Origin of the sequence: Haloplanus ruber (assembly GCF_024494725.1) — an archaeon.
GTDB classification, from domain to species: domain Archaea; phylum Halobacteriota; class Halobacteria; order Halobacteriales; family Haloferacaceae; genus Haloplanus; species Haloplanus ruber.
In genome coordinates this window covers 1201620-1225471 of record NZ_JANHDK010000001.1, presented here as the reverse complement: position 1 = coordinate 1225471, position 23852 = coordinate 1201620, and the positions used below count along the sequence as shown (strand labels likewise).

Sequence of the window (23852 nt, the reverse complement as noted above, 5' to 3'; positions counted from 1 at the left end):
GTGTTACACCCTAGTCATCGGCAGGGACATGGCTACACTACAGATCAACAACCTTCACGCAAAAGTCGCAGAAGAGGGCGGCGAGAGTATCCTTCGTGGCGTCGATCTCACGGTCGAGTCGGGCGAGATTCACGCCCTGATGGGACCGAACGGATCTGGCAAGTCGACGACGGCGAAGGTAATCGCCGGCCATCCGGCCTACGAGGTCACCGACGGCGAGATCACTCTCGTCCTCGACGACGCGGACCTCGCCGACATCGACGAGGAGGTACCCGCTGAAAAGCGAGAGTGGGACCTGCTCGATCTCGAGCCCAACGAACGCGCCGCGCTCGGCATCTTCCTCGGATTCCAGTATCCGGCGGAGATCGAAGGCGTGACGATGACGAACTTCCTCCGACAGGCGCTCAACGCCAAACACGAGGAGCGCGAGGAACTCTTCGAGGACGATGAGGAGGAGGCGGCCGAAGAAGAGGACGACGCCGGCTACGACACTTCGCCGATGGAAGGCGAGGCCGACGACGGCGAGATCGGTGTCGCCGAGTTCCAGCAGCTCCTGAAAGAGAAGATGGACCTGCTGGACATGGACGAGAAGTTCGCACAGCGCTACCTCAACGCCGGGTTCTCCGGCGGCGAGAAGAAACAGAACGAGGTGCTTCAGGCGGCGATCCTCGAGCCGTCGGTCGCAGTGCTCGACGAAATCGACTCGGGACTGGACATCGACCGGCTACAGGACGTCTCCGAGGGGATCAACGCCCTCCGTGACGAACAGGGCACCGGCATCCTCCAGATCACACACTACCAGCGCATCCTCGATTACGTCGAGCCGGATCACGTCCACGTGATGATCGACGGCGAGATTGCCGAGAGCGGCGGTGCGGACCTGGCCCGGAAGCTTGAGGACGAGGGCTACGACTGGGTCCGCGAGCAGGTTTACGGGACAGCGTAATACGGCTACACCCACAACACAATACCATGAGTTCAGATCAAGATCATCTCAAAGAGACCGACACCGAGGCTCGCTTCGAATTCAAGAAGGAGGAGCGCTCCTCCTTCCAGGCCGAGAAAGGCCTGACCGAGGAGACGATCCGCGTCATCTCGGAGGACAAGGGTGAACCCGAGTGGATGCTGAAACGCCGGCTCCGGGCCCTGGAACACTTCCAGGAGATGCCCATGCCGACCGAATGGCCGGGCCAGCCGGACCTCTCCGAGGTCGATGTCGACGAGATCGTCCCGTACATTCGTCCAGACGTCGAGACGCGGGAGAGCGTCGACGACTGGACGGACCTGCCCGACGACATCAAAGACACCTTCGACAAACTGGGCATCCCCGAGGCCGAGAAAAACGCCCTCTCGGGCGTCGGCGCTCAGTACGAGTCGGAGGTCGTCTATCAGAACATGCAAGAACAGTGGGAGGAGAAAGGCGTCATCTTCTGTAACATGGACGAAGCGATCCAGGAACACGAGGACCTGGTTCGCGAGCACTTCATGACGAAGTGCGTGCCGCCGAGCGACAACAAGTTCGCGGCGCTCCACGGCGCCATCTGGTCTGGCGGGTCGTTCGTCTACGTCCCCGAGGACACCACAGTCGAGATGCCGGTGCAGGCGTACTTCCGGATGAACTCCGAGGGGATGGGCCAGTTCGAGCACACGCTCATCATCGCCGAGGAGAGTTCGGAGGTCCACTACATCGAGGGCTGTTCGGCGCCCAAATACTCCGCGTTCAACCTCCACTCCGGTGGCGTCGAGGTGTTCGTCGGCGATGACGCACACGTCCAGTACTCCACGGTACAGAACTGGTCGAAAAACACCTACAACCTGAACACGAAGCGTGCGCTCGTCGAAGGCGACGGCCGGATGGAGTGGATTTCCGGATCGATGGGGTCGAAGGCGACGATGCTGTACCCCTCGACGGTGCTCAAGGGTCGTGGCGCCTCCGACAATCACATCACCATCGCCTTCGCGGGCGAGGGTCAGGACATCGACACCGGCGCGAAGGTCTACCACAACGCGCCGGACACGAAATCGACTATCGAGTCCAAGTCGATCAGCAAGGACGGCGGCCGCACGAACTACCGCGGCTTGGTCCACATCGCCGACGGCGCGGCAAACTCCTCGACCAGTGTCGAGTGTGACGCGCTGATGTTCGACAACGAGTCCACCAGCGACACCATGCCGTACATGGAGATCAACGAGTCGGCGGTGGACGTGGCCCACGAGGCGACAGTCGGCAAGATCGGTGACGAGGACGTGTTCTACCTCCAGAGCCGTGGCCTCGACGACGACGACGCCAAGCAGATGATCGTCTCCGGCTTCATCGAACCGATCACGGAGGAACTGCCCATCGAGTACGCGGTCGAACTCAACCGTCTCGTCGAACTCGAGATGGAGGGGAGCCTCGGATAATCATGAGTGCACAGGTACCAGCAGATCTCTCGGAGGCGACAGTCCACGAGATAGCCGACAGCCGAGACGAACCGGACTGGCTCCGCGAGACGCGCCTGAAGGCGCTCAAGGCCCTCGACCACCTCGAAATGCCCGATGTTATCCAGACACCCGGGCGCCGGTGGACCGACCTCGAACAGCTCGACTTCGCGGAACTGGCCGATCCGTTGACCCAGTCCGACGACACCGAGCGGGTCACCGACGAGGGCGTCGAAGTGCTCTCGTTCACCGAAGCGGTGGCGGAGCACCCGGAGCTCCTCGAATCGAAGTTCGGCTCGGTCGTCGACCCCGAGAGCAACTATCTGACGGCGCTGTCGGTGGCCCTGTTCACCACCGGTACGTTCGTCTACGTGCCCGAGGGTGTCGACGCCGAGGACGTGACGATCCGGACGGAGATGAACTCCCGGTCGCTGTTCAGTCAGACCCTCGTCGTCACCGAGGATTCCTCGTCGGTGACGATTCTCGAACGGATCGACTCCGGCGACTCCGTCGAGGGCGCGCGCTACTACAGCAACCTCGTCGAGGTCGACGCCGGCGAGAACAGCTACGTCCAGTACGGCTCGCTCCAGACGCTCGACGAGGACACCTACAACGTCACGCTCAAGCGTGGTGACGCGGGTGTCTACTCGACGATTGACTGGATCGAGGGCAACATTGGCTCCCGGCTCACCCGCTCGGACATCGAGACGGAACTCAACGGCGACAGCTCCGAGAGTCAGATCGTCGGCGCCTTCTTCGGACACGACGACCAGCACTTCGACGTGAACGCGCGAGTCTGGCACAACGCCGAACACACGACGGCCGACCTCGTCACCCGCGGCGTCCTCGACGACACCGCGCGGTCGGTGTACGAGGGCGTCCAAGACGTGGGTCGTGAGGCGTGGGACACCAACTCCTACCAGCGCGAGAACACGCTCATGCTGAGCGACGACAGCGAGGCCGACGCCTCGCCGAAGCTCATCATCAACAACCACGACACCGAGGCCTCCCACTCCGCGACAGTCGGACAGGTCGACCGCGAGGATCTGTTCTACCTCACGTCGCGCACAATTTCGGAACGGGACGCCCGGAACATGCTCGTCGAGGGCTTCTTCGTGCCCGTCCTCGAGGAAATCGCGGTCGACGAACTCCGCGAGGATCTCGAGGCACAGGTCACGGCCCGTCTGCGCGAGTAGGCGACCGCAGGTCGCAGGGAACGCCTTAAGTTCCCCTCGCCCCGACTTGATCGTATGACCGTCCCGACCACGCGCGTTCGGAGGTGGCAGTCGTTCCGATGAGCGTCAGCCATCGGGTCGGCTCCGACCACCAACTCGCCCGCCTCCTTCAGATCGGGATCGTCCTCGAGGAGGTCGTCGAGGCGCGAGCACACCACCACTACCAGTCACTCGACGCGGAGCGCGATCTCGATCCTGAAATCGAGGCGTTGCTGGCCGACGCCGCCGAGGAGTCGGCGGCCCACCGAGAGCGACTCGAGGCGGTGATCGCCGACCTCGACGCCGAGTCGATTCCCTTCGAGGACATCGAGACGCTGGTCGAGGCCCAGTACGCCCAGACCAAACCCGAGGACTTCGACGGCGTTCTCTACGATCAGCTCTGCAACGAGGAGACGGCGTACAAGTTCTACGACGACCTCGTGTCGGCAATCGAGGCCAGTGACGCCCGGTTTTCGGTGGATCGTGCCCGACTTCTCGACACCCTGCGGTCGATCAAGGAAGACGAGGCAGACGGCGTCGAGGACGTAACGAAGATCATGGAGACACGCGATTAGCGATGAATACGGCAGACCAGTATCTCAAGGCAATCTACCTGATCCAGGAGATGGAGGACGGCCCGGCGGCGACGGGGGCGCTCGCGGACATGCTCGACGTGAGCCCCGCCAGCGCCAACGAGATGATCGGCAAACTCGAGAGCCGGGGGCTCGCAGAACACGAGAAGTACAAGGGCGTCCGTCTCACCGACGAGGGGATCACCCGCGCCCGCGACGCCATCCAGACCTACTGCATCATCGAGCGATTTCTCGCGAACGTCCTCGACGTCGAGGACTTCCGCGGCGAGGCCCGCGAACTCGAAGCCGTCATCGACGACACGGTGGCCGACCGCCTCGACACCATCATCAACCGCAACCCCAACTGTCCGGACTGCTTCGACGCCGACACCGACGCCTGTCGGGAACTCGAAGTCGAGTGCGAACCCACGGCGGACTGACGACCCTTCATTGGGGGCACTTCTGTCAAGACTTTACCTAGTCCGAGTGTGTCATCCACATGGATTGTCCGACGTGTGAGCGGGCCTTCTCTTCGGAGCGGGGCGTCCGCCAGCACCACGCGATGGCACACGACCGGCCTCTTCCGAACCGGACCTGTGTCGACTGTGGGTCCGAGTTCTACGATCCGAAGTCACGGCGAAAGTACTGTGACTCGTGCAACCCGAATGCCGGCCGAAACAACGGAAACTGGAGCGATGCGATGGAAACCGCGGCCTGTCGAACCTGCGGGTCCGAGTTCGAGTACTACCCGTCGAACAAGGACGGCGTCTACTGTGACGCGTGCGTCACCGAGGCTGATGGTCTTCTCCCGGAGAACCCCGCGGAGAAGAAGCGTGTCGAAACGGAGTGTACTCACTGCGGGTTGACGATGCGTGTCGTCCCCTCTCGATTGACCGATCGAGAGCATGGTGTCTTCTGTTCACGAACCTGCCACGGGGAATGGCTCTCGGAACACGTCGTCGGCTCGAATCACCACCAGTGGGAGGGTGGAACGATCGAATACGGTGGCTCGTGGTGGCAGGTACGTGAGGCGGCACTGGCTCGTGACGACTACCGGTGTCAACAGTGCGGTCTGTCTCGGGCGCAACTGGGCCGTAACCCCGATGTCCACCACATCGAACGTGTCCGCGACTTCGAAGAGCCTGAAGAGGCCCACCGGCTCTCCAACGTCGTCACACTCTGCCGTTCCTGTCATCGGCGCGTCGAGGAGGGTAGTCTGCCGGTTCCGACGCCGGCGACAGAGGGATAAGTTATTGTACGTCGGTTAGTTATGCCACGATGCGGAACGTTGGATCGGAGTCCCGTGGTGTAGTGGCCAATCATCTGGGCCTTTGGACACCGTTCGGGGATCGCCCCGGGTGAAAGACAGCCCAGGACGGCGGTTCGAATCCGCCCGGGACTATTCTGCTGGCACAGCCTCGTGAGCAGTGCGGCTTCGATCAGGTTACGCGCCCGCGTCCGTCCGGAACTCGAAGCGCGCCCCGCCCGCCCGACTCTCCGTCACGGAGACGGACCAGCCGTGTGCGTCGGCGATCCGTTCGACGATGGCCAGTCCGAAGCCGGTGCCGTCCGCGGCGGTGGTGAACCCGCGTTCGAAGACGTCGTCGCGTTCGTCCTCGGGGATGCCGGGACCGTCGTCCTCGACGGCGAAGCCGGGGGAGAAATCGAGCGGGCTGACACGCACGTGGACGCCGGACTCGTCGGTGGAGCCATGCTCCACGCTGTCGTCGGACTGAGTCCGACTGCCCGTCGAACCGTGTTCGACGCTGTCACCGGACTGCGTCCGGTTTCTCGTGGAGCCATGCTCCACGCTGTTCCGAAACAGGTTGGCGAGCAGTTCCCGGACTCGGTCGGGATCGGCGTCAACCGTTATGTCCTGCACCGACAGTTCGGCGTCCGGAGTGTCGATGCCCTCCCACGCCTCGGCCGCGACCGCCGCTATGGAGACAGGCTGAGCGTCGATCACTCGCCGCCCATGTTCGGCCATCGTCAGCAGGTCCTCGATCAGCGCCTCCATCCGGTCGACGGTGTCGTCGATGCTCGTACAGAGCGTTCGGACGGCCTCGGCGTCGACCGTGTCCGCGGGGGCGTCGCCGGCCGGCGACTCGCCGCAGTCGATGGCCGCACGGAACCGCTTGAGGTCGGCATCGAGCGCGGCAAGCGGGTTTCGAAGGTCGTGGGCGACCGTCTCTCCGTACTGCTTGAGCCGATCGTTCTGTGCCTCCAGTTCGCGCTCGTAGGCCCTGAGCTCGCTCACGTCGCGGTTGACCGCGACGAAGCCGGTGATCCCGCCGTCGCCGTCACTGTCGCCGTCGCTGATCGGGGCGATGGTCTGATCGACGACGTACTGCTCCCCGTCCTTGCGCTCGTTGACGACCTCACCCTGCCAGACGTCGCCGTCGAGGATCGTCTCCCAGAGGTCGTCGTAGAACGTCTCGTCGTGTTCGTCGGAGCGAAGCAGCGCGGGCGTTTGGCCGATGGCTTCCGCTGCCGAGTAGCCGGTGGTGGATTCGAAGGCGTCGTTGACGTACTCGATCCGCCCCTCGGCGTCGGTGATGAGGACGCTGTGTCCCGCGTGGTCCACCGCGCTCCGGAAGCGTTCGAGGTCCCGCTCCTGTCGCTTGCGCTCGGTCGCGTCACGGAGCGTGTTCACCTGATAGGGGTCGCCGTCGATACGGACCCGTGAGGAGACGACTTCGACGGGCACGCACTCTCCGGTGTCGAGGCGCTCGATCCGCGCGTCGCGGATCCGCCGCTCGCCGTCCTCGAAGGACGACCAGTACGACGGGAAGCGTGACTTCTCGAGCGTTGGATCCAGCGAACACATGTGCCGTTCCCGGAGGTCGTCACGACTCGTTCCGAACTGTTCGGCGAGGCGTTCGTTGACGTAGGTCGCGTAGCCGTCGGAGCCGTAGGTCCCGATGCCGATTCCGGCTTGGTCGATGGCGCGCTTGAGAAATGCGAGGTTCAGTTCGCGCTCCTTGCGCTCCGTGATGTCCCGGTTGATCGCGATGTAGCCGACGATTCCGTCGTCGTCGCTGATCGGGGCGATGGTCTGGTCGATGATGTACTCGGTTCCGTCCTTGCGCTCGTTGACGACTTCGCCTTCCCAGGTCTCCCCCGACGAAATCGTCTCCCAGAGGTCACGATAGAACGTCCCGTCGTGGGTTCCAGACTGGAGCAGCGCCGGACTGTGGCCAAGCGCCTCCGCTTCTGTGTAGCCGGTAACGGACTCGAAGGCGTCGTTGACGTAGGTTATCCGGCCGTCGGCGTCGGTGAGCAACACGACGTGGCCGGCGTGTTCGACAGCGCTCCGGAACTGGCGGTGGCGGCGCGCGCACTGGCTTCGGGTCTCGGCCCGCGTGACGGCGTCGGCAACGACGGTCCCTACCGCCGTCAGGGCCTCGATCACCCGCTCGTCGAAGGCGTCCGTCCGGTCGGTGGCCACGTGGAGGACGCCCACCATCGCGCCGTCGTCGCACAGGGGAACGGCTGCGGCCGCACGGTCGTCGCTCCACGCGCTCTCGCCGTCACACGTGACCGTGACGTCGCCGGTTCGGAGCGCCCGCTCGGCCGCTCCGGTGGCCGACATCTCCTCTTCGGGGTCGCCCGGGGCGTCGCCAGCCGCGGCCCGCCGTGTGACGACGCCCCGGTCGGCGTCGTAGTCGTCGATCCCGACGGCATCGTACGGACCGACGTCCGCGACGGTGTCGCAGACGCGGCGTTCGACTGCTGCCCGCGTCTCGGCCGCCGCGACCGCCCGGCCGACGGATTCGACGAGCCGACAGGCTCGTTCTGCGCTTGCCGCCTGCCGCGCCGCCTGTCGTCGCCCGACGGCGCCACCCACCCGGGCGGCGAGCGACGCCACGTCCGGGTCCGACGGGTCCGTTCGGACGTAATCGACGTCGGTGGCCGTCCCGTCCGCGACGGTGCCCGACGGCGTCGCCGAGAGGACGAGCACGGGGAGGCTGTCCGGCGCCGCTCGCACCGTCGTCAGGGACGCGGAGTCGTCACCCTCGACGACGAGGCAGTCGAACGTCGACTGGCCGAGTCGGGCGCGGGCGTCCGCGCTGTTCGCGACCCTTTCGACCGTCCAGTCGGCCAGGGCCTCGAACCGGGTCGACGAGTCGCCGGCGGCGACGTGAAGGATACGACCAGGTTCGGTCGTCTCGCTCATGCCGTCGGATGGTTCAGCCGAGATAAATAGCCCTCGCATGTTCCCGACGAGTGGCGACGATTCGGCTGTCGGCAACCGGAGAGTCGGACCGGTCACCACACTTTTGCGCCGGGCGGGCGGAACGCTTCGCGATGACACGACGTCCTCGCGATGTCGCCGCCAGCGGCGCGTTCGCGCTGCTGTCGGGAGTGGTGCTGTGGCCGCCCGGCGCCGTCTACTGGACCGGTGTAGCGGCGGCCGTCGGTGAGGCCCCCACAATTGGACTGGTCGTGTTCTCGGCTGTCGCCCTCGGTACCGCCTTCGGCCACGTGACGCGGATCGGTGTTCGGCGGTTCCTCGGCGGTGGGGTCCCAGCGTACGTCGTTGGGATGGTGGCAATCCGTGTCGTCTCCGCGCCCGACAGCCCGGTTCACCTGGTCTGGTACGCCGGACTGTTGGCCTGTCTGAGCGGTGGCGTGGCGCTCGATGGGTATGTCCGGGGACGGTGAGCGGCCGTCCGCCCGGCGGTGCCGACTCACAGAGTGCGCTCGATGTACCGGTTGACCGCACGCACACGCTCCTGGCGGAACGTCCAGACCGCCTCCCACGCGCCGTCGTCGACTCGTTCGGCAACGAGCGCCGCCCCCGCCGTGTCCGCTTCGTCCGTGTGGTGGACGACGAACCAGGAGGTCCGAAACTCCCCGGTGTACCCCGCGTGGACGATGCCGGAGAACGACTCCGGCGGGAGCCAGTCCGGCACGCCGTAGACGTGGACGTCGACGTCGGTCGCTCCCAGTTGACGATACACCTCCCGAGTTCCCCGCTCGTCGTCGAGTCTGGAGAGTCGCTGGAACGACGACCGAAGTCGGCCGGAGCCGTGCTCCCAGGCGAGTCGCTCGATATACCGCGACATCGCGATGAGCGGTAGTTTCTCCGAGTGTGCGGCCGGATAGCCACGAACCCTGAACGGCGTCTCCGAGAGTCCTTCGAGGACCGCCGGTAGGCTCACGTCGTCGAGTCCCTTCGCGCCCGTCACGTAGAGGTCGGAGTTGACCAGAAGCAACTCCTCTTCGAGTTCCCGTAGCGGCGACGAAGCGATCACCTCGCCCTCGCCGTTGAGCAGCAACACCATGTCCTCCTCGGTGCCCGGCACGTCGAATTCCCTGATCTCGACGGACTGTTCGGCGAACAACTCCTCCAGCATATCCTGGATGGGCCGTGGACGCGTCCGGTTCACGACTGCCAGCGACCGATCCGCGACTGCTTCCTTCTCGATGAACGACACGAGCGAGTCCGGCAGGTCGGTCATCCGTCGCGGTGTACGGCAAGCGGGTTGATAACAGGCGCTATTCGACGTGTGTCGGCCGACGGAAGCGCGCCGCTCCCCACGCTGTCCTCAGTCTGTCCGTGGGTCGTCACGGGGCGCCTCCTGACACTCTTCGAGATGTTCGGGGAGGGTTTCGACGCGGTTTCCACAGAACGGGCATTGGGTTCGCATATATCCTCCTACTGACTGTTACTCACGACGAGTTTTGATACTCCCGATCAAATTATCGGTGTTGGTAACCGCACCCCTGGTCACGCTATCTGCGTCGAGCAACCGGCAAACGCGCCGCCCTCCGCGCCGTTCTTATCCGTTCTCCTATCGAGTTGGACCGTGACCCGTCTTCGCCGCGCGCTCGCCGACGCCGTCGCACCACTGCGGGGCGGCGGCCGTGGGTGGGTCCTCCTGACCGTCGCGGTTGGCTGGCTGTTCACGCTCGGTCTGCGCTTTCTCGTCCCCGCCTTGCTCCCACAGGTCAAGGACACGTTCCACCTCGACAACGCCGGCGCCGGCCTCGCGGTGACGGTCATCTGGGGGTGTTACGCGCTGATGCAGTTTCCCGCGGGACTGCTCGCCGACCGGGTTGGGGAGCGAACCGTCCTCGCTGCGAGCCTCGCGCTCAGCGCGGGGAGCCTCGCGCTTCTCGCCGTCGCGCCGCTGTTCGTCGTCTTTCTCGCCGGTGCCGCCGCCTTCGGCATCGGGTCCGGTCTCTACGGTCCCGCCCGCGGTACGTCGCTCTCGAAGGCGTTCCCCCGGAACGACGGGGCCGCCTTCGGAATCACGCTCGCCGCTGGAAGTCTCGGCTCCGCGGTCATTCCGCTCGTCGCGGGCACCGCCGTCGGTGTCGTCGGGTGGCGCCTCCTCGTCGGCGGCACGATTCCCGCGTTCCTGTTTGTTGCCGCCCTCGCGTGGACGACGCTGCCCGATCCCATCGACGCGGGAGTCAGCCCCGACGGCGGCGACCCGGCGACCGAGCGGTCACTGTCGCTCCCCGAGGTGCTCCGTGGACTCCCCCGTGCGCTCCGGAACCGGAACGTCATCCTCGCTGGCCTGGGCCTCACCTTCTACCTGTTCGCGTTTCAGGGACTGACCGCCTTTCTCCCCACCTACCTCGTGGCACAGGAGGGAATCGACCAGAGCGTCGCCGGCGGCATCTTCGCGGTGCTGTTCGTAGGCGGGGCGGTCAGCCAACTCGCGGTCGGGTCGGCCGCCGACCGGTACGGCGCCCGGCCCACGCTCGTCGTCGTGGCGGCTGTCGGCGTCCTCACCCTGCTTGCCGTCCCCGTCGCCGACGGCCGCCCCGTCTGGGTGGGACTCGTCTTCCTGCTTGGCACCCGCATGGCCATCGCTCCCGTCACGAACGCCTACGTCGTGGCACGACTCCCACCGGACGTTCGGGGGGCCGCTTGGGGCCTCCTCCGAACCTGCCTGTTTCTCGTCGGCTCGACCGGCTCCGTGTTCGTCGGGGCGATGGCCGACGCCGACCGATTCGACGCCGCGTTTCTCGCTCTCGGCGGTATCACCGCCGTCGCCGTCGTCTGCTACGCCGGGTTGACGCCGCGGACGCCGCGGCTGTGAGCCACCGTCGACCTAAGGTTTATGATCGGTGCGGGGATGGATTGGCGCACCCATGACCGACGTCCGAGGGATTATTCCCCCACTTCTGACGCCGTTTGCCGAGGACGGCAGCATCGCCGACGAGCGACTCCGCGAGCACGTCGACTTCCTGATCGAGGCGGGCGTTCACGGCCTCTTTCCGGGCGCGTCTATCGGCGAACTGTCGAATCTGAACACCGACGAACTCGAACGGGTCACCGAGGCCGTCGTCGACCGAGCCGACGGAGCGGTACCGGTCTACGCCGGCGTCGGCGCCAGCGGGACGCTCGAAGCCGTCGAACGGGCGCGACGGGCCGCCGCCGCCGGGGCCGACGGACTCGTCGCCATCACCCCCTTCTTCCTCGAAACGGATCAGGCCGGCATGCGCGACCACTACGCCCGGGTCGCCGACGCGACCGACCTCCCGGTTATCCTCTATCACCTCCCCGATATGACGGGACAGACGCTCACGGTCGACACCGTGGCCGAGTTGGCTACCACGCTCGACAACGTGGTTGGACTGAAGGATAGCAGCGGTGACCTCACGTGGGGGTCTCGCGTCATCGGAGCCACGCCCGACGAGTTCGCCTACCTCCAGGGACTCGGCTCTCTCCTCTTGCCCAGTCTCGTCCTCGGAGCCGACGGCGGCGTCACCGGGACGGCGAACGTCGCGCCTGACCCTCTGCTCGAGGTCTACGACGCCTACCGGGCCGGCGACCTTGATCGCGCCCGCACGACCCAGGTCGAGACGGTCACGCCGCTTGCCGATGCGCTCATGGGTGGGACCTTCCCCGCCGGGTTCAAGGAGGGCGCCCGACTCGCCGGGCGGGATCTTGGCGTGCCCCGACCGCCGATCCGTGGGTTCTCGGAGGCCGAACGGGAGTCGTTGCGTGCGGTGATGGCCGACCTCGACCTGCTGGCGTCGGCGTAGCGGGCGGTCGACTGAGCGCGCCCGACACCGCCGTGTGCCGCGTCCCGCACGATTAATGTCCCCGCCGGCGAGACGCCGAACGGATGTCCGTACCATCGCTGCCCCTCCCGAGCGGAGACGAACTGCCCGTCGTCGGTCTCGGCACGTGGGACCTCGACGACGACGCCGTCCGTGGGTCCGTCCGTGCGGCCCTCGACGGCGACTACACGCACGTCGATACGGCCGAGGGCTACCACAACGAGACTGCCATCGGCGAGGCGTTGACCGACGCGAACCGTGACGATCTGTTTCTCACCTCGAAGGTCCTGCCCAAGAACCTCAGCTACGGTGGAGTGATCCGGGCCTGCGAGCGTACTCTCGACCGACTCGGCACCGACTACCTCGACCTCTACCTGATCCACTGGCCGAACCCCGCCATCTCGCTGCGCGAGACGCTGGACGCGATGGCGACCCTCCACGACCAGGGGAAGATCCGCAACGTCGGCGTGTCGAACTTCACCGGCTACCAGCTCAGCAACGCTCTGCATATCAGCGACGTTCCGATCGCCGTCAACCAGATCGAGTTCAATCCCCAGTTCCAGCGACACGACCTCGTCGAGTACTGCCAGTCCGAGGGCGTCACCGTCGAGGCTGCCGCCCCGCTGGCCCGCACAGCGTGTCTCGACGACGACACCGTTCTCGAACTCGCCGAGACGTACGACCGGACGCCCGCACAGATCGTGCTCCGGTGGGCCGTCGAGAAGGATATCGTCGTCCTCCCGAAGTCGAGTTCGGCCACCCACGTCGCGGAGAATATCGACCTCTTCGGGTGGGAACTGGACCCCGAGGACCACCGGCGGATCGACGACCTCGACCGAGGTGAGCCGGTGTACGACACCCTCACGCGGGACTGGTCGCGGGACGTGTACGGCGTTCCGGAGTGAGTCGCTGGCCGCCTACCGCTTCTCGACCGCCCGCTTTTCCCAGTCTTTCTCGAAGAGGTTGATCGTGTGGACCTTGTCCTCGGTGTAGGCGTGGTCCGCGATCACGTCGTGATCGAGTTCGATTCCGAAGCCCGGCCCCTCGGGGACCGTGACGTAGCCGTCCTCGACCTCCAACGGATCGACGAGCAGGTTGTCGACCCAGTCCACGTCGTAGGTCTGGAACATCTCCTGGATCATGAAGTTCGGCGTCGAGGTACAGAAGTGCGAGTAGATCGCTCCCGCAACCGGCCCCTGCGGGTTGTGCGGGGCGATACTGACGTGATCGGCCTCCGCGAGGCCCGCAATCTTCGTGCCCTCGGTGATCCCGCCGGTGTTCATCAGGTCCGGCTGGAAGACGTCGACGTCCGTCCGAGTGACCAGTTCGTAGAAGTCGTGTTTGGTCATGTGGCGCTCGCCGGTCGCGATGGGGATCGGCGACTTATCCGCCACCTCCGCGAGGCTGTTGATCGAGTCCGGTGGGCACGGCTCCTCGAACCACGTCGGCTCGAACTCGTCGAGTTTGCGGGCGATGTCGAGGGCCTGTCCGGCGGTGAACCGGCCGTGCCCCTCGATGAGCAGGTCCACGTCGGGACCGACCGCCTCCCGCACCGCGCGGACGATGTCGACCGAGTGGTTGAGATCCTTCTTCGACATGCGCTGCCACGCCGTGCCGAACGGGTCGAACTTCATCGCGTCGTAGCCGTCGTCGACCACCCGCTCGGCGGCCTCCGCGAACCCCTCGGGATCGCCGTCCGTGTCCGTGTACCAGCCGTTGGCGTACGCTCGCAGTCGGTCGCCGTGGACCTTCCCGCCGAGCAGTTCGTAGACCGGCTTCTCGAGGAGTTTTCCCTTGATGTCCCAGCAGGCCATATCGACCGCCGAACAGACCGTCGTGTTCACGACACCCTTCGAGAACCACTCGTCGCGGTACATCTCCAGCCAGATCTGCTCGGTGTCGAAGGGGTCTTTCCCGACGAAGTAATCCGACATCTCCTCGATGGCTGCGGCGACCGTCCGTGGCTTGTCGTGGGCCGTCGCCTCGGCAACCCCGGTGACGCCGGCGTCCGTCTCTACCTCAACGAACACCCACGGCTTCCACGGATTCGCCACCAGATACGTCTCTACCCCCGAAATACTCACGTCTGACATGTGCATACGCCTGCCGAAGGGACGTGCTTAAGCGTGTCGATGTGTCACATTCGCGTGCCGGCGTACACCTTCGACGCCGCTGCCTGCCCGCTGTGTCGGCCCCGCGCCGTCCCGCAAACTTATCCCGCTGACCCGGGATGACGAGGTATGTCGCCAACGATCACGAAAATCGAGAGCACGGAGTTCTCCTATCCGCTGGCGGACGTCGGGCAGAATCCCGACGGCTTCAGCCTCGTCTACGACCCCGGTGAGACGACCCACCGGAAACAGTTCGCGCTCCGTATCTACACCGACGTGGGGATCACCGGGGAGTACGTGGGCGGGAACTCGCCGGGGGCGGCCCAGATCAACACGTTCGCCGACTATCTGATCGGGAAGGACCCACTCAAGCGCGAGAAACACTGGTCGGAGATCAAACGCGCGCTCCGAAAGTACGACCGGATGGGGATGGGTCCGGTCGATATCGCCCTCTGGGACTTCGCTGGCAAGTACTACGACGCCCCGATCCACGAACTCCTCGGCACCTACCGGACACGTCTGCCGGCATACGCCTCGACGTACGAGGCCGACGAGAACGGCGGCCTCGACTCCCCGGAGGCGTACGCCGACTTCGCCGAGGAGTGTCTGGACCTTGGGTACCCCGCCTTCAAGATGCACGTCTGGGGCGCCGACGAGTGGCGCGACATCGACCGTGAGATTGAGACGGTCCACGCCCTTGGCGAACGCGTCGGTTCGGAGATGGATCTCATGCTCGATCCGGCCTGTCAGTACGAGACGTTCGCCGACGCGCTGAAGGTCGGGCGGGCCTGCGACGAGGCGGAGTTTTTCTGGTACGAGGACCCGTACCGCGACGGCGGCATCTCCCAACACGCCCACCGAAAGCTCCGGGAGAAACTCGACACGCCGATCCTCCAGACCGAACACGTCCGCGGGCTTGAACCTCACTCGGATTTCGTGCAGGCCGATGCGACCGACTTCGTTCGCGCCGATCCGGAGTACGACGCGGGGATTACCGGCGCGATAAAGATCGCCCGCATGACCGAGGCGTTCGGCTTGGACGTGGAATTTCACGCTCCCGGCCCGGCCCAGCGACACTGCATGGCCGCCACCCGCAACACCAACTACTACGAACTCGCCTTGGTTCATCCCGAGGTCGCAAATCCCATCCCGCCCGTCTACGAAGGCGGCTACTCGGACTACCTCGACACTGTCGACGACGACGGGACCGTGTCGGTACCCGAGGATCCCGGCTTGGGAGTCGAGTACGACTGGGACTACATCAAGAACAACCGCACGGGCGATCTGCACGTCTACGACTGAGTCCGCGCCGCGCATCCCCACCGCGGCCGGAGCGTCCCGCTTACTCCGTCTCCGCTGCCTTCACGTATGTCACGGGACACGGGGCGTTTAGCAACACGTCCTGGGCCGTGCTGCCGAAGACCGCCTTGCCGACCGCCGAGCGCGTCCGTCCGGAGACGATGACGCGGTCGCTCTGGGTTCGCTCCGCGATGTCGATGATGCCGTCGCTGATGTCGCCGACGACGCCTTTGACCTCGTAGTCGACGCCGTGTTCGTCGAAGACCTCCTCGAAGTGTCGAACCGACTCGTGGCGCTCCAGAACCTTGTCGACCTCCGTCTCGGCGAGGTCGGTCATCCCGAGATCCTCCGCGATCTCCTGGAACTGGTCCGGGGTGAAGACGTGCGTGATCACGACCGTGGCGTCGGCCGGTTTCGCGACCTGTACCACCGTCTCCGATAGCTCGTCGAGGCGATTTTTGTCGTTCGGTCCAACGGTGAGGAGCATCGTTTCCAGTGGCTCGAACATCGACTGTCCGTACGCCCATGGAGTTGAAAAACCCCACCACCCTATCGCCGTGGCTCTGGACGGTCACGAGGGCCAGATACCGGGATCGGACTGCCGGCCGCCCACGGGCCGAGGCGGGCGCCACCCTCGCCGCCGCCGGGAGACATACTTATTACGCGGTCGACGGATTTCGGGGGTATGGCGTTGACAATCACGAACATTGAGAGCCGCGAGTTCGAGTACCCGCTGGCGGACGTGGGTACCGACGAACACGGCTTCAATCTCGTCTACGACCCCGGTGAGACGACCTACCGGAAACTGTTCGGCCTGCAGATCCACACGGACGCGGGGATCACCGGGGAGTACGTGGGCGGGAACTCGCCGGGGGCGGCCCAGATCAACACGTTCGCCGACTATCTGATCGGGAAGGACCCGCTCAAACGCGAGAAACACTGGTCGGAGATCAAACGCGCACTCCGAAAGTACGACCGGATGGGGATGGGTCCGGTCGACATCGCCCTCTGGGACCTCGCGGGCAAGCATTACGACGCCCCGATCCACGAACTTCTCGGGACCTATCGCGAGCGGATTCCGGCGTACGCCTCGACGTATCACGGCGACGAGGCAGGGGGACTCGACTCACCGGTGGCCTTCGCCGACTTCGCCGAGGAGTGTCGCGACGCTGGCTTCGACGGGTTCAAGATCCACGGCTGGGGTGGCGGCGACGACACCCGCGACCTTCGGCGCGAGATCGAGGCCGTCCGCGCCGTCGGTGAACGCGTCGGCTCGGAGATGGACCTCATGCACGATCCAGCCTGCGAACTGGAGACGTTCGCTGACGCTCTGAAGCTCGGCCGCGCGCTCGACGAACAGGGCTTTTTCTGGTACGAGGACCCGTTCCGCGACGGCGGCATCTCCCAACACGCCCACCGGAAACTCGGCGAAAAGCTCGATACGCCGATCCTTCAGACCGAACACGTCCGTGGCTTGGAGATGAAATCCGATTTCGCGGCCGGCGACGCGACCGACTTCCTGCGCGCCGACCCGGAGTACGACGCGGGGATCACCGGCGCGATGAAGGTGGCGCGAACCGCCGAGGCGTTCGGCCTGGACGTGGAGTTTCACGCCCCCGGCCCGGCCCAGCGTCACTGCATCGCCGCCACCCGCAACACCAACTACTACGAGATGGCGCTCGTTCACCCCGAGTGTCAGAACACACAGCCCCCTGTCTACGAGGGTGGCTACTCCGACATGATCGACGCCGTCGACGACGACGGGACCGTGCCGGTTCCCGACGGCCCCGGCCTGGGTGTCGAGTACGACTGGGACTACATCGAGCGCAACGCGACCGGCTCCCTGCACGTCTACGAGTGACGACGTAAGGCCCGTCGCGGCCTGCTCCTGCCCTGTCGCCCGCCGACGATGTCTTTATCTATCACGGTCACCGACGGTTGGCGTATGACGGTCGGACCCGACGCAGTACACGAACTCATCGTCGAGTCCGGGTGGTCCTATCCCGTGTCCTCGCGACGCTTGGAGCGGAACATGCCGCTCGAGAACATCACCCTCGACGAGGACGGCAACTCCATGATGCTCGTCGAGTTCCTCAGCGAGGCCGACGTCGAACGCTTCGAGAGCCGGGAGGATCTCGAACGGAAGCTTCGGCCGGTTTGTGAGGCCGAGAGCGCGGCCCGGCAGTCGAGCATCGTCGGCCGACTCAAGCGGACGTTCCTGGGATGAACAAGCTCCGGACGGTGGCCTGGGGAGGCGGCGGCCTCGTGGTTCTCTCGGCCGTCTGGGCGACGCTGCACTACGGCGACCCCGGCCGATTCCTGCCGACAGCTCTCATCGGTATCGTCGCGGCCGTGCTCCCTTTCGGCATCGTGTCCGCCAAGAGCGCGGCCACGTCGCTTCGGCGGCGTTTCGCCGATGTCGACGCGGGCCTCAGCGCCGAGAAGGGGTCGATCTTCGTCTCGCAGACTGCCATTGACGACCCGGTCGACTGTCTCGAAGCGATCCGTGCGGCGGTTCGGACCGACGACGACTACGACGACGTACAACGGGAGTCCTTCGAGGAAGGACCGGGACTGATGGTGATGTACACGGGCTTTCACAACTCCTTCGTCCGGATCACCGAGGCCGGGCGGGTCGTCGTGACCGGCACCTCCGAACACACACACGACCTCGCCGATACCGTCGCCGAGGCGTGTGCCCTCTCCTTTGACCGCACGCGAAACAACCCCTTCTCGGGGGTAGAGCCGATCCGCGGCGCCCCGCGGGTGTTTCTCGGCGTCTTCGTGGTCGTCCTCCTGTTGGTGGGAGCCGGCACCATCGGCGCCGCCGCGTACCCGTCGGACGCGTACAACCCCGCCGAACGGACGGTCATCGTCGGCATCGACGCCCGCGGGGACGTCGACCCCGGAACCGATCAATCCGCGACCCGTCTGTCGAAGGCGGCGTTTCTCGTCGACATCGTCGACGAGGAGGCACGAGAGGTGACGTGGGTGCAAAACGACAGCGAACGCGTCACCGAACACGGCCGACAAGCGTTGCGGGTCTCCCGCGACGCGGCGGCGCTCTTGGCCGCGACGCGAAACGATTCGCTCACGCCGGCACAGGCCGAGCGGGCGACCCGGTTGGAACGACGACTCCTTGATGCACGGACCGCCGTCGCGGCGGCGATGACCGAACGGGTGGAGAACGGATCGGTGAACGAAACCGCCGACATGCGACTGGTCGTCGAGCGACTGCGGGCCGCGCCGTCGTCGTCCTGACCGACGAGTGGCCGTCTGACTCCTTCGACGGGGAGTCGCCGGCCGGTAGACAGAGCGGTCGTGTCGTGTTGCGAACGACCGACGCATACGCCCAACGCGGTCGGGCGGTGTGTGGGCGTCAGTCCGCGGTCGTGTCCGACTGCTCCGCGGTTGCGCTGACGTCCGCGCCGGGGAGACCGTGGACGAGTGACTCGCCGGACGCGCTATCGAACAGGTGAACGTCGTCCTCGTCGAACGTGAGGCGGACCGTCTCCCCCTCCGACGGTTCGATTTCCGAGGGGGTCCGCACGCGGAACTCCTCGCCGGCGAGGTCCAGATAGATGAAGTTATCGGAGCCGACGATTTCGACGACGTCGACGGTCGTTTCGATGCTTTTCTCGGTCGGCGCGTCGGGGTCGATAGTGACGTTTTCGGGCCGGATGCCGAACTCGACTTCGGTGGTGCCGGAATCGAGCGGCTGGAGCAGACGACTGCTCACGTCGTAGCTGAAGTCCTCGCCCACGAGTGTACCGGAGCCGTCCGAATTGCGCTCCAGTTCGACGTCGACGAAGTTCATCGACGGCGAGCCGATAAAGTTCGCGACAAAGCGGTTCACCGGTTCGTGGTACACCTCTTTCGGCTCACCGATCTGCTGGAGTTTCCCCTGATCGAGGATGACGATGCGGTCGGCCATCGTCATCGCTTCCTCCTGATCGTGGGTGACGTAGACGGTCGTGATCCCAACCTCGGCGTGGATTCGTGAGAGTTCGGTCCGCATGTGCTTGCGGAGCTTCGCGTCGAGGTTCGAGAGGGGTTCGTCGAAGAGGAACAGCGAGGGTTCCCGGACGATGGCTCGTCCGGTCGCGACGCGTTGCTGCTGGCCGCCGGACAGCGAGGACGGCTTCTTATCGAGCAGATCCTCGATGCCCATCATCTCGGCGGCCTCCTGTACGCGGCGGCTGATCTCCTCGCCGTCGAGGTCGGTGCTCAGATGGAGGCCGTAGGCCATATTCTCCCGCACCGTCTTGTGCGGGTACAGCGCGTACGACTGGAACACCATCGCGATGTCCCGATCCTTGGGCGACTTTTCGTTGATCCGCTCGTCACCCAGTCGAATCTCGCCATCGGTGACCGTCTCCAGTCCAGCGATCATTCGGAGTGTCGTCGATTTTCCACAGCCGGAGGGACCGACGACGACGATAAACTCCCCGTCTTTGATGTCCAGATTGAGCTCTTCGACCGCGATGATGGTCTCAGCGCTCGTGTCGAATACTTTCGTAACGTCGTCTAGTTCGAGGCGTGCCATGGTTGTTGTACTCGGATTCTATTTCACAGCATTTATTATTTGGCTCTCGGTTCGTCACGGCGGTTCGGAAACACGGGCCGAGACGGCCGGAGACGCGCTATCCCGGCGTTCCCCCCAGCCCTTCGCCGACGTACCGTCGCGATAGCCCGTAGAAGATCACGGGCGGGGCGACCAGCAAGACGAGCGACGCCATCAGGACGTTCCACTCCCGGAGCACGTCGCTTCCCAAGATGTAGTAGATGGCGACCGTCGCCGTCCTAACCTCCTCGTCGGTCGTGAGGACGAACACCCAGAGGAAGTTGTTCCACGCGGTCAGGAAGGCAAAGAGCGCGGCCGCCGCGACGGCCGGCCAACTCAGCGGCAACACGATCCGGAGGAATGCCGTGAGTTCGTTGTGGCCGTCGATGAGCGCCGCCTCCTCGATGTTTTCCGGGATGCCCTGTCTGAAGAACCCCTGGAGGAGCCAGATGTTCTGTGGCAGGACGAAAATCGAGAGGGCGACGATCACGCCCACGATGGTGTTCACGAGATCGAGGAAGTAAAACACCTCGTAGACCGGAATCGTCAGCACGATCCACGGGAACATGATGGTAAACACCGCGGTGTAGAACAGCGCCTTCCGGCCCGGGAAGTCGAGTCGGGCGAAGGCGTACGCCCCCGGAATCGCGAAAAACAGCGAGATGACCGTCGCGGCGACGGAGACGATGACGCTGTTCCGGAAGAACGTCACGAAGGCGAATCGATCCCAGATCTGCGTGTACGATTCGACGGTGAGTTTTCCGAGTGCCGGAATGAACCCCGTATCGGGGCTGATCGCGGCGATGTTGGTTAGGAACGAGGTTCGGATTACCCAGTAGTACGGGACGACGGCGAATAGCGCGAACGCGACGATGCCGACATACAGGAGCGCACGGCTTCGTTTGTTGTCGTTGAGCATGGTTAGACGTACAGATTCTCCTCTTCGCTGATCGCCTTCACGTAGATGACGGCGGCGGTCATCGACAGCAGGACCATCGCCATGCCCACCGTGTACGCGCGGGCGAAGTTGTTATTCACGAACGCGACGCGGTACGTGAGGATGCTGAGAAGCATCGTCTTGGTCCCTGGACCGCCGCCGGTCAGTGCGAACGGCTGGGAGAATTCGGCGATGTTCCAGGCGGTCCGCAAGGAGAGAATGACGATAGTCGGGATCAGGAGTCGCGGCAGCGTCACGTCACGGAATCGCTGGAGGCGGTTGGCACCGGACTGGGCCGCCGCCTCGTACTGCTCTTTCGGGATGCTCGCGATGGCGGCCGCGTAGATGATCGCCGAGTACGCGTAGTCGTGCCACGTCTGGGCGACGATCAGCGAGAGGAACGGCCAGATTCCCGTCGAGAGGAAGGCCGGGGCGTCGGCGCCGAAGACGGCGAAGGCCTTGGACATAAAGCCGAAGCTGTTGTCGAGAAACCACATCCAGATCACACCGCCCGCCAGCGGCGCGGCGAAGTACGGCGACATGATCAGGGCCCCGATCCAGTCTTTCGCGGCGTCGCCGAGTTCGTTCAACAGTAGCGCGGCGAGCAGTCCGAGCACCAACTGGAGGAACGTCGTCCCCGCGACGAACGCGATAGACCACCCGAAGGCGTAGACGAACAGGTCGTTCGTCACGAGCCACTGGTAGTTCGCGAGGCCGATGAACTGACCAGGTTCGCCCAGCCTGGTGTCGGTAAAGGTCATCATGATTCCGCGCACCATCGGATAGTAGAACAGCGCCGTGAAGGCGACGAACGTGGGGACGATGAACACGTACCCCGTCCAGTTCTCGCGGAGGCGATCCGTGAGCGTCCGCTCGTCGAGTCCGTACTGCTCACGGATCTCCTCCCGGGTGCGTCCTTGTCTCTGTGCCATGGTCTCAATCATCAATAATAGGGTGATAAAGTTTTCCGTCCGCTTCGTCGCCACACAGCCCGCCGACGGGTGTCGATCACCCGACGTGACGGGGATTCTCGTTCAGTTGTTCTCCTCTTCGAGTCGCGTGAGAACTCGGTCGCGAACGATAGAGGGCGTCTCCTGAACGCTGTGTTGGCCGGCGATGGCCTGGCTGATCGTCTCGTTGATGTCGGTCCAGCGGACCGGGTCGGTCGGCCAGACGTCCCACGGGCCGCCCGTGTTGCTGTACTGGCTGCCGTATTCGACCTGGTTGGTGAGCGACTGTTCGAAGTTCTGCGGCAGGTCGTACTCGTCGCGCAACGCGTCGAGTTTGGGCGCCAGCCCCGGGATAGCCTCGTAGTACTCGCCCCACGCGGGGAGGACGAAGTCGTCGTCCTCGAGCAGGTAGCGACCGAGCGTGAAGGCTCCCTCCTGCTGTTGGTCGTTCACCTCGTTGAAGATGGTGTGACACTGCTCTAGGCCCCAGACGTGGCCGCCGTGCTCGCCAGAGTGACCGCTGAGGTCGTCGATGCCGATGGCGTTGCCGAAGTCCTCGTCCAGTCGCGGGTGGGGCAGCAGCATGAAGTCGCCCTCACCGTCGTTCCAGCCAATCTGGGCGTTCTCGTCGACGGAGTACCACCGGTTCGCCGTCGCCAGCGCGTAGTTGAACGAGGCGACGCGGCCGCTGAGCATCAGCGCCGGGATGTCCTCGTCGCCGCGGGACGCGGCCTCTGCGCTGCTGAACTCGTCGGCGAGGTTGATACACGCCTTGATCATCCCGTCGGTCTTCTGTCGGTCCTCTTCCATCTCCTCGTTGTTGATCACGACGGTCGGGTCGGCGCCGTCACCCCGGATCCACGGGTCCGTTCCCTCGGTGTACGCCGTGCGGGCGTAGCCCCAGTACGATTCGAGGTCGCCCGGGACGCCGGTTTCCTCGTAGGCGATGATGTCCTGTTCCTCGTCGATTGTCTGGAGGGTCTCGTAGAACTGACTCCACGTCGCCAGATCCTCCATCGGATTCTCGACACCGGCCTGCGAGAACGTCTTGGGCCGGATGCCGAGGTTACTGTTCGTGTTGCGCATGGCGCCCATCGACCAGTAGTCCCCACGGAACTCTGAGACCTGTTGACCGGCGTTCGTCAGGTTGTCGGGGAGGGTGTCGGTTCCCTCCATGAACGAGGTGTGGTCGGCCAACTGGTCGTTGCGGAAGAACTGGAGACCGAGGCCGCCGGACTCGGCCAGTGCCGGTGGGTTCCCGCTCTGGACACGCGAGGACAGCGCCTGCTGAACGTCGCCGTACGAGGCGGTCTGGAGGTTGACCTCGTAGCCGCCGTTCTTGGACGCGAAGTCCTCCATCGACGACTGGTAGTGACTCTGGATGTCGCCGTTCTCGACGGCGTTCGCGGAGAGGAAGTCGACGGTGACGGTTTCGCTTCCGCCGCTGTCGTCACCGCCGTCGCCACCGTCACCGCCGCCACCGCCCCCGTCACCGCCGTCGCCCTCGTCGCCCCCGTCGCCCCCGTCGCCGCCTCCGCCGCCACCACAACCGGCGAGAGCGCCCATGGCACCTGCACTCGCCGCTCCCGTCGTGATCTTGACGAAGTCACGCCGAGTTGTCTCCTCGTCGTCAGTGTCCAGATTTGCGCCACTGGACCCGTCGTTCGTGTCTCGGGATGACATACGACTATCGTTGTCAGTTAGTAATATAAATAATTAACCACTCATTTTTCTCGACCGGCTTGCGATCACACGATTG

22 protein-coding genes and 1 tRNA gene are annotated in these 23852 nt (G+C 64.9%); 15 read left to right on the top strand and 8 right to left on the bottom strand.

From position 1 onward, the window contains the following. The first annotated feature begins 28 nt into the window (after positions 1–28). From NO878_RS06520 to NO878_RS06490, 7 genes are all read left to right on the top strand, one after another. Positions 29–946 (top strand): ABC transporter ATP-binding protein, encoded by a 918-nt coding sequence (locus tag NO878_RS06520; RefSeq protein WP_256405152.1) that lies wholly within the window; start codon positions 29–31, stop codon positions 944–946. Positions 947–972: 26 nt separating this feature from the next. Continuing rightward, the gene (gene sufB, locus NO878_RS06515) at positions 973–2403 is read left to right on the top strand and encodes a Fe-S cluster assembly protein SufB (RefSeq protein ID WP_256405151.1); all 1431 of its coding nucleotides are present in this window, start codon (positions 973–975) and stop codon (positions 2401–2403) included. A gap of 2 nt (positions 2404–2405) precedes the next feature. Further along, a complete protein-coding gene (gene sufD, locus NO878_RS06510; RefSeq protein WP_256405150.1) occupies positions 2406–3617 on the top strand; it encodes a Fe-S cluster assembly protein SufD in 1212 nt (403 codons plus the stop codon). Between the two features lie 98 nt (positions 3618–3715). Beyond that, the gene (locus NO878_RS06505; protein WP_256405149.1) at positions 3716–4210 is read left to right on the top strand and encodes a ferritin-like domain-containing protein; all 495 of its coding nucleotides are present in this window, start codon (positions 3716–3718) and stop codon (positions 4208–4210) included. A 2-nt stretch (positions 4211–4212) separates the two neighbouring features. Beyond that, entirely contained in the window at positions 4213–4647 is a 435-nt protein-coding gene (locus NO878_RS06500) for a metal-dependent transcriptional regulator (RefSeq protein WP_256405148.1), read from the top strand. 59 nt (positions 4648–4706) lie between these two features. Further along, complete coding sequence (locus NO878_RS06495) at positions 4707–5456, top strand: HNH endonuclease (RefSeq protein WP_256405147.1); 750 nt, start codon at positions 4707–4709, stop codon at positions 5454–5456. 48 nt (positions 5457–5504) lie between these two features. Next, positions 5505–5609 (top strand) — tRNA-Gln (locus NO878_RS06490). 42 nt (positions 5610–5651) lie between these two features. Here NO878_RS06490 and NO878_RS06485 read toward each other — a convergent pair. Further along, a complete protein-coding gene (locus NO878_RS06485) occupies positions 5652–8384 on the bottom strand; it encodes a PAS domain S-box protein (protein WP_256405146.1) in 2733 nt (910 codons plus the stop codon). 131 nt (positions 8385–8515) lie between these two features. Here NO878_RS06485 and NO878_RS06480 point away from each other — a divergent pair, with 131 nt between their 5' ends. Then, positions 8516–8872, top strand: a complete 357-nt coding sequence (locus NO878_RS06480; RefSeq protein ID WP_256405145.1) for a hypothetical protein — start codon at positions 8516–8518, stop codon at positions 8870–8872. Positions 8873–8898: 26 nt separating this feature from the next. Here NO878_RS06480 and NO878_RS06475 read toward each other — a convergent pair whose 3' ends face one another. Then, positions 8899–9672, bottom strand: a complete 774-nt coding sequence (locus tag NO878_RS06475) for a DICT sensory domain-containing protein (protein WP_256405144.1) — start codon at positions 9670–9672, stop codon at positions 8899–8901. Between the two features lie 348 nt (positions 9673–10020). On the opposite strand from NO878_RS06475, the gene NO878_RS06470 reads away from it, so the two are divergent. From NO878_RS06470 to NO878_RS06460, 3 genes are all read left to right on the top strand, one after another. Then, on the top strand, positions 10021–11265 hold the full coding sequence (locus tag NO878_RS06470; RefSeq protein WP_256405143.1) for an MFS transporter: 1245 nt from the start codon (positions 10021–10023) through the stop codon (positions 11263–11265). Between the two features lie 52 nt (positions 11266–11317). After that, positions 11318–12214 carry a dihydrodipicolinate synthase family protein gene (locus NO878_RS06465; protein WP_256405142.1) on the top strand — a complete coding sequence of 299 codons (897 nt, stop codon included), beginning with the start codon at positions 11318–11320 and terminating at the stop codon, positions 12212–12214. 83 nt (positions 12215–12297) lie between these two features. Further along, positions 12298–13137 carry an aldo/keto reductase gene (locus tag NO878_RS06460; RefSeq protein WP_256405141.1) on the top strand — a complete coding sequence of 280 codons (840 nt, stop codon included), beginning with the start codon at positions 12298–12300 and terminating at the stop codon, positions 13135–13137. Between the two features lie 12 nt (positions 13138–13149). On the opposite strand, the gene NO878_RS06455 is transcribed toward NO878_RS06460, so the two are convergent. Next, positions 13150–14325: a mandelate racemase/muconate lactonizing enzyme family protein gene (locus tag NO878_RS06455; protein WP_256405140.1), complete on the bottom strand. Its 1176-nt coding sequence runs from the start codon at positions 14323–14325 to the stop codon at positions 13150–13152. 147 nt (positions 14326–14472) lie between these two features. Here NO878_RS06455 and NO878_RS06450 point away from each other — a divergent pair, with 147 nt between their 5' ends. Then, entirely contained in the window at positions 14473–15645 is a 1173-nt protein-coding gene (locus NO878_RS06450) for an enolase C-terminal domain-like protein (protein WP_256405139.1), read from the top strand. Positions 15646–15685: 40 nt separating this feature from the next. Here NO878_RS06450 and NO878_RS06445 read toward each other — a convergent pair whose 3' ends face one another. Further along, on the bottom strand, positions 15686–16150 hold the full coding sequence (locus NO878_RS06445; RefSeq protein ID WP_256405138.1) for a universal stress protein: 465 nt from the start codon (positions 16148–16150) through the stop codon (positions 15686–15688). A 177-nt stretch (positions 16151–16327) separates the two neighbouring features. Here NO878_RS06445 and NO878_RS06440 point away from each other — a divergent pair, with 177 nt between their 5' ends. The 3 genes from NO878_RS06440 to NO878_RS06430 all read left to right on the top strand — a co-directional run bounded on the left by NO878_RS06440 (position 16328) and on the right by NO878_RS06430 (position 18903). Then, entirely contained in the window at positions 16328–17503 is a 1176-nt protein-coding gene (locus NO878_RS06440) for a mandelate racemase family protein (RefSeq protein WP_256405137.1), read from the top strand. An 84-nt stretch (positions 17504–17587) separates the two neighbouring features. Next, on the top strand, positions 17588–17869 hold the full coding sequence (locus NO878_RS06435) for a hypothetical protein (protein WP_256405136.1): 282 nt from the start codon (positions 17588–17590) through the stop codon (positions 17867–17869). Beyond that, positions 17866–18903, top strand: a complete 1038-nt coding sequence (locus NO878_RS06430; RefSeq protein ID WP_256405135.1) for a CPBP family intramembrane glutamic endopeptidase — start codon at positions 17866–17868, stop codon at positions 18901–18903. Before NO878_RS06435 ends, NO878_RS06430 begins: the two co-directional genes overlap by 4 nt. 118 nt (positions 18904–19021) lie before the next feature. Here the strand turns inward: NO878_RS06430 and NO878_RS06425 are convergent, their stop codons facing one another. The 4 genes from NO878_RS06425 to NO878_RS06410 form a co-directional block, all read right to left on the bottom strand. Then, positions 19022–20188: an ABC transporter ATP-binding protein gene (locus tag NO878_RS06425; RefSeq protein ID WP_256405134.1), complete on the bottom strand. Its 1167-nt coding sequence runs from the start codon at positions 20186–20188 to the stop codon at positions 19022–19024. Between the two features lie 97 nt (positions 20189–20285). Next, positions 20286–21125, bottom strand: a complete 840-nt coding sequence (locus NO878_RS06420; RefSeq protein WP_256405133.1) for a carbohydrate ABC transporter permease — start codon at positions 21123–21125, stop codon at positions 20286–20288. A 2-nt stretch (positions 21126–21127) separates the two neighbouring features. Then, entirely contained in the window at positions 21128–22075 is a 948-nt protein-coding gene (locus tag NO878_RS06415; protein WP_256405132.1) for a carbohydrate ABC transporter permease, read from the bottom strand. Positions 22076–22177: 102 nt separating this feature from the next. Then, on the bottom strand, positions 22178–23776 hold the full coding sequence (locus NO878_RS06410) for an ABC transporter substrate-binding protein (RefSeq protein ID WP_256405131.1): 1599 nt from the start codon (positions 23774–23776) through the stop codon (positions 22178–22180). Positions 23777–23852 lie beyond the last annotated feature (76 nt).